General features: G+C 37.6%; 8 protein-coding genes, 1 tRNA gene and 1 pseudogene. 5 read left to right on the plus strand and 5 right to left on the minus strand.

Annotation, left to right across the window (positions count from 1 at the left end):
* The first annotated feature begins 268 nt into the window (after positions 1-268).
* Positions 269-345 (plus strand) — tRNA-Met (locus B4237_RS03970).
* A 90-nt stretch (positions 346-435) separates the two neighbouring features.
* Here the strand turns inward: B4237_RS03970 and B4237_RS03975 are convergent.
* Positions 436-1,467 (minus strand): hypothetical protein, encoded by a 1,032-nt coding sequence (locus B4237_RS03975; protein WP_286941532.1) that lies wholly within the window; start codon positions 1,465-1,467, stop codon positions 436-438.
* Positions 1,460-3,085, minus strand: coding sequence for an NAD+ synthase (locus B4237_RS03980; RefSeq protein WP_286941535.1), 1,626 nt, complete (start codon positions 3,083-3,085; stop codon positions 1,460-1,462). Before B4237_RS03980 ends, B4237_RS03975 begins: the two co-directional genes overlap by 8 nt.
* 847 nt (positions 3,086-3,932) lie before the next feature.
* On the opposite strand from B4237_RS03980, the gene B4237_RS03985 reads away from it, so the two are divergent.
* Positions 3,933-4,094, plus strand: coding sequence for a hypothetical protein (locus tag B4237_RS03985; RefSeq protein WP_286941537.1), 162 nt, complete (start codon positions 3,933-3,935; stop codon positions 4,092-4,094).
* A gap of 56 nt (positions 4,095-4,150) precedes the next feature.
* Here B4237_RS03985 and B4237_RS03990 read toward each other — a convergent pair whose 3' ends face one another.
* From B4237_RS03990 to B4237_RS04000, 3 genes are all read right to left on the minus strand, one after another.
* Positions 4,151-4,675, minus strand: a complete 525-nt coding sequence (locus tag B4237_RS03990; RefSeq protein WP_286941540.1) for a hypothetical protein — start codon at positions 4,673-4,675, stop codon at positions 4,151-4,153.
* A gap of 245 nt (positions 4,676-4,920) precedes the next feature.
* Positions 4,921-5,373: a CopD family protein gene (locus tag B4237_RS03995; protein WP_004881102.1), complete on the minus strand. Its 453-nt coding sequence runs from the start codon at positions 5,371-5,373 to the stop codon at positions 4,921-4,923.
* Positions 5,374-5,391: 18 nt separating this feature from the next.
* Complete coding sequence (locus tag B4237_RS04000; RefSeq protein WP_004881100.1) at positions 5,392-6,621, minus strand: beta-ketoacyl synthase N-terminal-like domain-containing protein; 1,230 nt, start codon at positions 6,619-6,621, stop codon at positions 5,392-5,394.
* 290 nt (positions 6,622-6,911) lie between these two features.
* Between B4237_RS04000 and B4237_RS04005 the strand changes: the two genes are divergently transcribed.
* From B4237_RS04005 to B4237_RS04015, 3 genes and pseudogenes are all read left to right on the plus strand, one after another.
* Entirely contained in the window at positions 6,912-8,252 is a 1,341-nt protein-coding gene (locus B4237_RS04005; protein WP_286941546.1) for an EcsC family protein, read from the plus strand.
* A 170-nt stretch (positions 8,253-8,422) separates the two neighbouring features.
* Entirely contained in the window at positions 8,423-8,797 is a 375-nt protein-coding gene (gene rpsL, locus B4237_RS04010; RefSeq protein ID WP_004638184.1) for a 30S ribosomal protein S12, read from the plus strand.
* 160 nt (positions 8,798-8,957) lie between these two features.
* Positions 8,958-9,218: pseudogene (locus B4237_RS04015) on the plus strand (30S ribosomal protein S7); the annotation flags it as partial.

Here is a 9,218-nt window from a genome sequence, read left to right on the forward strand (position 1 = left end):
AGTCTCGTCATAGCCACCATTTTATAGACCACGCTCCTGCGTGGTCTCTTTTTATCTGCTGTTTTTAAAAACAACTTTTTTATTTTTCTGATTGAATTTTTAACAAATCATTCTGACATTTTCATTAAATTTTTAATTTAGCTGTAAATTAGTTGAAAAATGATCAAATGAAATTTAAAAGAATAAAAACTGTTCATATGTCCTATATTTTCAATGTCATAGGCTTGACCTGTAGGGCGGAACACTAGATAATGCGCACACAGTTTACGGCTATGTAGCTCAGTTGGTTAGAGCACCGCACTCATAATGCGGGGGTCACAAGTTCAAGTCTCGTCATAGCCACCATTTTAAAAACCACGCTCCTGCGTGGTTTCTTTTTATCTAGCATTATTATAAAAAATAAGCCAAAGGCATAATTTGGCTTAAGCATATGTATTATAAATGTTTTTCTATCGTCGCTAATGTTTGGCTGCTTTCATAGAATGGTTTTAAAATTAACGTGATGATAGGCTCTAATACTCCATGTTCATCTAAAGCAGCTACGACTTTAGGGTAGAAGCGCACAGCCTCATTTTGAAGATCGCTTTCTTCCAGTCCGATTGCAGCGAAAACATCTGCTAAGCTTTCGTCTTTGTAGAAATCATAAAAGACTTTAACGCCGTACAAGATTAAATCCTGAATGTAAGAGGACTCACGTAGTTCTTTCCAATATTCATAGATCATGACGAAGAACTCTTCCACATCAAGCGGTGTCACTTGCTTGGTGTATTCAGAAAGTGGTTTCGATTTATTATCATCCCAGATATTTCGAGCAAGTGTCTCTAAATCATCATTTGAAAGTAAGCTGAGATCTACGAGCTGCTCTTGAATGAAGCGAGCAATACTATCTTCAATTTTTTGTTCGATACGTTGTTGCTGACGGTGCGAAAATGTTTTTAGTTTTTGCTGCCATTCATATTTACTAGTAGAAACTCTTTCTTCATCAGCTTGTGAGAATAATTTTGGTAATTTGTTTTGTAACGTTGTTGTCGCAATATATTGGCAGAGCTGCTGAATAGATGGACTTTCTCTCAGGAAATGATTCAAATAGTGGCGAATATTTTCTAGCTCTAGAAACTTCGATAACCACATTTCAAATTGTTGGTCTGAAAATAAGTCTTGTAACTCTGCTGATGACTGTAAAGAAAAAACATGCAGTCTTTGAGCAATTTCACCAATAAATTCTAACAGTCCTGCACCTAACTGCATTTCAAATGCATAGCGTTTGACGACCGCTTGAATTTGTTCGAGTTCGACAACTTCGTTGAGTTGAATATTGGGTGTGTGTTGCAGAAAAAGTTGAATAAACTGCTGAAAAAATTCAGCGGAAAGTTCAGTTGTAAGTTGTTTTTTATAAAATGCAACTTGCTCAAGCATAAGTGCTTGAGCAAGTAATTGTGACTTTTCAGAAACAATTTTTTCAGTCATTCGCTGTCCATCCATTGACGATCGGGTAGCGTCGTTCACGACTGAACGCACGCGAACTAATGCGTGGTCCAATTGCACCCTGACGACGCTTGTATTCATTACGATCAACCAAACGAATTACTTTCTCTACGACTTCCGCTTCGTAGCCTTTAGCAATAATGTCTGCTTGACTTAGGTCTTCTTCGATATAAGCATATAAGATTGCATCTAATACGTCATATGCAGGTAAAGAGTCTTGGTCTTTTTGATCTGGACGTAATTCCGCTGAAGGTGGGCGAGTAATCACACGCTCAGGAATAACAGGAGTTTCGTCTAAAGTGTTGCGATATTTAGCTAATTCAAACACGATAGTTTTGTAGACATCTTTTAATACAGAGAAACCACCAACCATATCGCCATATAAAGTACAGTAACCAACTGAAATTTCAGATTTGTTTCCTGTAGAGAGCACAAGATTACCGAATTTATTTGATAATCCCATCAGTAAGGTGCCGCGTGTACGGGCTTGTAAGTTTTCTTCTGTTGCATCTGCTGGGCTATTTCCAAAGAATGGATAAAGCGTTTGCATGAAGCTATTTACAATCGGATGAATTTCGGCGATGCCAAACGTCACACCCATGCGGCGTGCCTGTTCAGTTGCATCTTCGACACTCATTTGTGATGTGTAAGTGTACGGCATCATCACAGCCTGAACTTTATCCGCGCCAATCGCATCGACTGCAATTGCAAGCGTTAATGCTGAGTCAATACCGCCAGATAGACCTAAGATAACCCCTGGGAATCCAGAGCGTTGAACATAATCACGAGTTGCTAGAACTAAAGCTTGATAAATTTCAGCGAAAGTTTCTAAAGCAGGGGCTGTGTCAGACGTTTTAAATTGTTTTTGTTCTGCATCGTACTCTGCAATATAAAGGTCTTCTTTAAAGCTTGGTGCTTGTAAAGCTGCTTGACCATTGTTATTGCAAACAAAACTCGATCCATCAAAAATCAAGTCATCTTGTCCGCCAACTTGGTTAACGTAAATAACATTAAGACTTAATTGTTTAGCAAGCTCATTTAATGTTTGAACTCGATGTTGTGGCTTACCAACTTCATATGGTGATGCATTTAAAACTAATACGGTTTCTACGTTCAGCTGACTTAATTGTTTAACTGTATTAAGTGACCACACATCTTCGCAAATGAGTACGCCAAATTTATGTCCAAGGTACTCAAAAATTAAATGCTGATGACCATCTTGGAAATAACGTTTTTCATCAAAAACGCTATAGTTTGGCAAGTTGTGTTTATTGTAAATACCCAAAACTTGTCCATCTTTCATGACGGCAGCAGAGTTGTAGCGATGACCATCTTCAGTTTGGTGCACAAAACCAAACACCATTAAAATATCTTTTACTTCACTTAATTGGGCGAACGCTTTTTGGGTGCGTTTTTGTAAATTAGGGCGGAGTAATAAATCTTCTGCTGGGTAACCGATGGTAGAAAGTTCAGGGAAGATGACCAAATCAGCCTTTTGTTGTTTCGCTAGATTTGCTTGTTCAACCATCTTTTGAGTATTTGCGTCAATATTGCCAATATGCGGAGAGAACTGAGCAAGGGCAACTTTAAAATTTTTCATTCAAACCTAATCCTGAGTTTTAACTGGTGCTGATATACAAGGTTTTGATTTATATAAGTATAGTTTTAAAAACGCTTGTATATCATGGTGTCAAACATTCTATATCTTAAAGAAAAATGACAGGCTTACTAATATATACTAAATGCACATTTTTCTGCGTAAAAATAACAAGTTTTTGTGTATAAAACAGCAACATTTCTCAATGTTTGCGTTGTTATGGTGCATGATTATGAATAAATTTAATATAGCTATAAAAAGATTTTTTTCATGTCAATTTCGCACATAGAAATGACAGCTAAATGACATCATAGAAATCGTTCTTTTTATGATTTCTATCTTGATTGGAAAAAATTAAGAAAATTTAGGGTTTCTCTAAAATATAAATGATTCAAATATATAATTTTATTAGTTTGTACTTTTTTTAACCGTTCGTCGGGAATCTATTTGCTACACTTGAGTGTACATTTGTGCACTGCTATTATCCTAATCAATGTGAACATATGTACACTGTGATTTAAATTAAGTATGTCTCGATACATACTCAGAAAAACAAAGAGGTATTCACTATGTCAGTTGTATTATTTCCAGTCATCGCATTTGGTTTAGCTGTAGTTGTTGGTCGTGTAGGTACGATTATTTTAAATGATGGCGATCAGCAAGCCTAAGCTAGCAGATTGCATCTACTATCCAGTTACAGGTGAGGTGAAATATATGTCGATTTTATTAATATTAGCTGTTGCATCTGGCTTAGCCATTACTGTTGGTCGTGTAGGAACAGTAATGCTTCGTGAGAATGAGAACTAGGTTTTATTTACTCAATAAGCATTTTTTAAGAGAGGTTGATGATATGACTTTAATGCTTGTGTATTTTGTAATTGCTTTAGGATTAGCAATTGGTGCGGGACGTATGAGCACAATCGTTATGGATGCAATGCGTGTAGATTTTACGGCTGAAATGGATGATAGTCATGAACTCAACTCTGAAACTCAAAAAAGTACTGCTATGTAATACATACCGTAGTTCTTTTACTTAAAAGCTCTGTAAATTAAATTTATAGAGCTTTTTTATTTCTCAAGAATAATATTTGGAATCTTTTTAAAAAAAATATCGCGGGCAATGTCGCCTTGTTGTTCAATATTGTAGTCTGAAAAAGCTTTACCCTGAATAAAATGATAATGGTAGGGATTGTATTTTTTTAAACTCAAATAATAGCCTAATTGTAAGATTGCACCTTTTAGGATGACATTGGTCTGTTGCTGAAACTGTAAGATATGTGCCATTTCATGAATAAAAATTCCTTGTAAGTTGGTTGAGCAACTTGAGTAGTCAGAACGGAAATATTTGGGATGAACAAATAGATTTCCATTTGGGGCAATAAAAATGTTTTCTGGCTGCCAAGGGAGGTATGGGATGTTAAAAATTTTGACTTCTTTATAATTAATAGCATGACCAAAGACTTTACTTGCCATTTCGATTTCACCAGTGGTCAATCTGCGATATTGAAATTGGTCTATTTTCAAATAAAAGATTAAGCTCGAAATAAACCAAGCCTTTAATCTATTTGAATATTGCTGAAATGGTTGGCTCATTAGAACTTGGTATATAAAAAATGAGTGTGTACTTTATTCTAAAATAGAATATTTGTTGGAAAGTTGGTTTTTGGTATTCCAGTAATTTGACAGTTTTTAGATACTAGAAAATAAGAAAATGGCTTAGTTTGAGCTAAGAGCTTTGAGAGTGAAATGTGTTAATTATTTATAATATTTAGTATGAATGTGGAAAATGCTGTACGAGCATATCAGTGAAGTACAGCATCCGAGAAGATATCGCTCATTTAAAATTGAGGTTTTACGACTACAAGGATGACCACTGCAAATAGGATCAGTGTTGGCATTTCATTAAAGAAGCGCCAAAACTTATGTGATTTGTAGTGGGCATTGCCTATGAGTTTTTTACGATAATAACCACACACAAGATGGTAAATCACCAATAAACCAACCAAACCTACCTTGAGATAAAACCACAATGCATCATGGTAATGTCGGGTCGCATCACCCCAATCAACTAGAAAGTGAGCAGTGATTAATGTGGCAATCATGGATGGCCACATAATCCCTCGATATAACTTGCGTTCCATCACTTCAAAGCGTTGATGGCTTAATGCATCTTCACTCATGGCATGATAAACAAAAAGACGTGGTAAGTAGAACAATGCAGCGAACCAGCAAACCACAGCAATAATATGTAATGCTTTTACCCACAAGAAAGCATCAGAAGGTGCATCCATCGATAATCCTAGGTGGGATTATGCATCCCACTTCTTGAAAATAAGGCAAGCGTTAACACCGCCAAAGCCAAAACTGTTACTCATCACAGTATTCAGTTTTGCATCACGTTTTTCAAGTACAATATCGAAACCTTGGGCACCTTCATCAAGTTCTGTCACATTGATGTTTGGAGCGATAAAGTCATTTTGCATCATTAATACAGAATAAATCGCTTCTTGAACACCCGCAGCACCTAAGCTATGACCAGTCATGGATTTAGTTGAGCTTAGTGCTGGAACTTTACCTTCACCAAATGCTCGCTCCATTGCTTTTAGCTCAGTTACATCGCCAGCAGGAGTAGAAGTACCATGCGTATTTACATAATCAACTTTTTCTACGCCATGTTGTTTGGCTTCGTCTAATGCCATAAGAATACAACGTGTAGCACCTTCACCTGACGGTGCAACCATATCGGCACCATCACTATTTGCTGCATAAGCAACGACTTCAGCTAAGATATTTGCACCGCGTGCTTGAGCGTGTTCCAATGATTCTAAAACCACAAAACCACCGCCGCCTGCGATCACAAATCCATCACGGTCTGCTGAGTATGGGCGAGATGCAGTTTCAGGAGAGTCATTATATTTAGAGCATAAAGCACCCATCGCATCAAATAATAAACTTTGAGACCAATGATCTTCTTCGCCACCACCTGCAAGCATTAAATCTTGCTTACCAAGTTGAATGAGGTTAAAAGCGTATCCAATAGCATCAGCTGAAGTTGCACATGCACTGGTAATAGAGTGTGCGATCCCTTGAAGTTTTAAAGCGACGCCAACGTTTGCAGTAATCGTATTACTCATATTACGCGGAACGAAGAAAGGACCGACTTTACGTGCACCTTTTTCCTCAAGAAGCTTTACCATTTCAGTTACTGATGCAGTTGAGTTACCACCAGAACCGCCAGCGATACCATAACGTGGATTATGTGCTAAATCTTCTTGTTTAAGGCCTGCATTTTCCACAGCCGCAATTGCTGCATTGTATGCATACATCGCGCATACGCCCATAAAGCGCTTAAGTTTACGATCAATACCGTCAAAGTCTTGTACTGCTGCAGCACTTACATGGCTTTTGAAGTTAAGTTCTGCATAAGTTGGGTTAAAACGTGTTCCAGAGATTCCATTTTTTAGAGAATGAGTAACCTCTTCTAAAGAGTTACCGATACATGAGTTAATGCCCATACCAGTGATTACAACACGTTTCATTTACAGTTCCCTTTTATGGTAATACGAAGCCTTTGTAGTTATCGCTATGAATACAACTCAGGAGAATATAACGATTAAAATGGCTTTTGAGTGAATGACACCATGATAGCAGAAAGGTTTTTTATTTCTTATGGCAAATTTTATGCCTATTTCCAGTTGTGTAAATATTGGTAAACATAAGTGATGTTGTGACGAAACGTAATGAAAGAATACAGATAAAAGTTGAGATAAATCTGCATTCAACCTAGTATTTACCTAGAAATGCACAGATTACAGAGCAGAGGTTCTTGATGGCAAAATCTAAAAACAAGCAAACTTCAGGTTTATTTGCACAAGCCTTTGGAGTGGCTAAAAAGCTCAGTTCCGAATTACAAAAACTTCAAGTAGCTCCAACCACATCTGGTGCTGAACTTGCGAATGCATCACAGATTGTTGAGGGGAAAGCTCGTTTTAAAAGCCCATTTGAGGTCGAGAGTTATGAAAGTCCACAACATATGCTTCGTCAACAGTTACCTAAATTGTCCCATCAATTACTGGGTCGTCATTATGGTCGAGTAAATAATGTAGCGACCTTTGTTTCACCTGATCTTGGTGAAAAAGTTTCTGACTATTTATTCCAATGGTTAAATGAGTTTAGTTCAAATAGCTCTTTAACTGAGAAAATTCTTGAGGAAGCTGGAGTCAAAGACATCGCTGAGTTGACGCGTGATACAGGTCGCTCACAACGTTTAAGTCAAGCATTGATCGAGCAGAATAAATTATTAGCTGCTGCTCAAGGTTTGGTAACAGGTGCGACAGGAGTCTGGGGTGCTGCTGTTGATATTCCAGCATCTATTGTTTTGGCGTTGAGAACCATCTATCAAACGGGGCGTTCTCATGGCTTTGACTTATCTGAAGATGCAGACCAAGAGATTGTTGCTTTTGTTTTTAAAGAAATTGATTTGGGGCTTGTTGCTGAAAAGCAAACATTATTACTCGCTCTTAAAGCATTAAAATCAATGTTAGAAACACATGACTTACAGCAATTTCAGCAATTGATGGGTTCAAATAATGACATTGAGCTTATTAAAAAATGGTTGGTTGATGAAGAAGGGCAATTTAAATGGGGATGGCTCAATCATATTCCACAAGTTTCTGTTATAGGACGGTTAACATCAGTTGCCGGAGCTGCCTTAGGTGGTTTTTATAGTTGGAAGCTTTTAGAAGATGTTGGACATAAATCGCAGTCTATTTTTGGTGCTGCACGTTTCTACTTAAATGAACATCCAGATGAAAATATTTCTCCATTAGAGGCTTATTTAAAGGCAGAAGCTTTATTGAAAAAAGCAAGTCCAAGACTTTTAAATGCTGAGAATGTAAATAATGCATCGCAAAGTAACACTCAGAATGAAGTGATCACTCAGGTAGAGGTTCAAGTAAAAACTCAATCTACGAGTGAGGAATCTAAACTTGATGAAGTAGAGTTAGGGATTGAACAACTCGCTGAAAAGCATGTGGTTGAACATGAACATACCGAGCAACAGTCAGCTTTAAACGATGCAGAAGAGCAAGAAGCTTTGACTGAAAAAGCAGAACTTGTCACTGAACAAAAGACGATAGATATTGAGCCAGCGTCGAACAAACACAGCTAATTTATTTCAGGATGTGTAATACATACTGAAAGTTAACAAAACTCTAGGAATGGTCAGCATTTGCTATGCATCGCAATGTTGACCATTTTTACTTCTTGACTTACAATTATGTGCCCTTGAAAAGAGGTGTTTTTCTTTTTGAGGTTGTTTAATAACGGGAGAATTGCCAAATGGCAACAACAAATCAGTTGATCCGTAAGGGTCGTACAACTTTGATTGAAAAATCAAAAGTTCCTGCGTTGAAGGCTTGTCCACAACGTCGTGGTGTATGTACACGTGTATATACGACTACACCTAAAAAACCTAACTCAGCAATGCGTAAAGTTTGCCGTGTTCGCTTAACTTCAGGTTTTGAAGTATCTAGCTACATCGGTGGTGAAGGTCATAACTTACAAGAGCACAGTGTTGTTCTTATCCGTGGTGGTCGTGTTAAAGACTTACCAGGTGTACGTTACCATACCGTTCGTGGTTCTTTAGACTGTGCTGGCGTGAAAGATCGTAACCAGTCACGTTCTAAATACGGTGCTAAGCGTCCTAAGAAGTAATTCTAGGAAACTAGCCCAAGCAACCCTTTAGCGTTTCGCTTGTTTGAATTCTTCATAGATTTGTAATTCAAGCGACGTATAGTAAGGCCAGCGTCATGTACACGACACTTAGTACAACTGCTGGATCATCCTGAAGTGTCATATTATTAGGTGTATTAAAATGCCAAGACGTCGCGTAGTCGCTGCTCGTGAGATCCTTCCAGATCCAAAATTTAGCAGCCAAACAATCGCTAAATTCATGAACCACGTAATGCAAGATGGTAAAAAATCTGTTGCTGAAGGTATCGTTTACGGTGCTTTAGAACGTGTTCAAGAAAAAAACAAAGTAGACCCAGTTGAATTTTTCGAGACTACTCTTGAAAAAGTTCGTCCTATGGTTGAAGTAAAAGCACGCCGTGTTGGTGGTGCTACTTATCAAGTA

The sequence above is a fragment of the Acinetobacter sp. UBA6526 genome, assembly GCF_002434875.1.
In the GTDB taxonomy this organism is placed as follows: domain Bacteria; phylum Pseudomonadota; class Gammaproteobacteria; order Pseudomonadales; family Moraxellaceae; genus Acinetobacter; species Acinetobacter venetianus.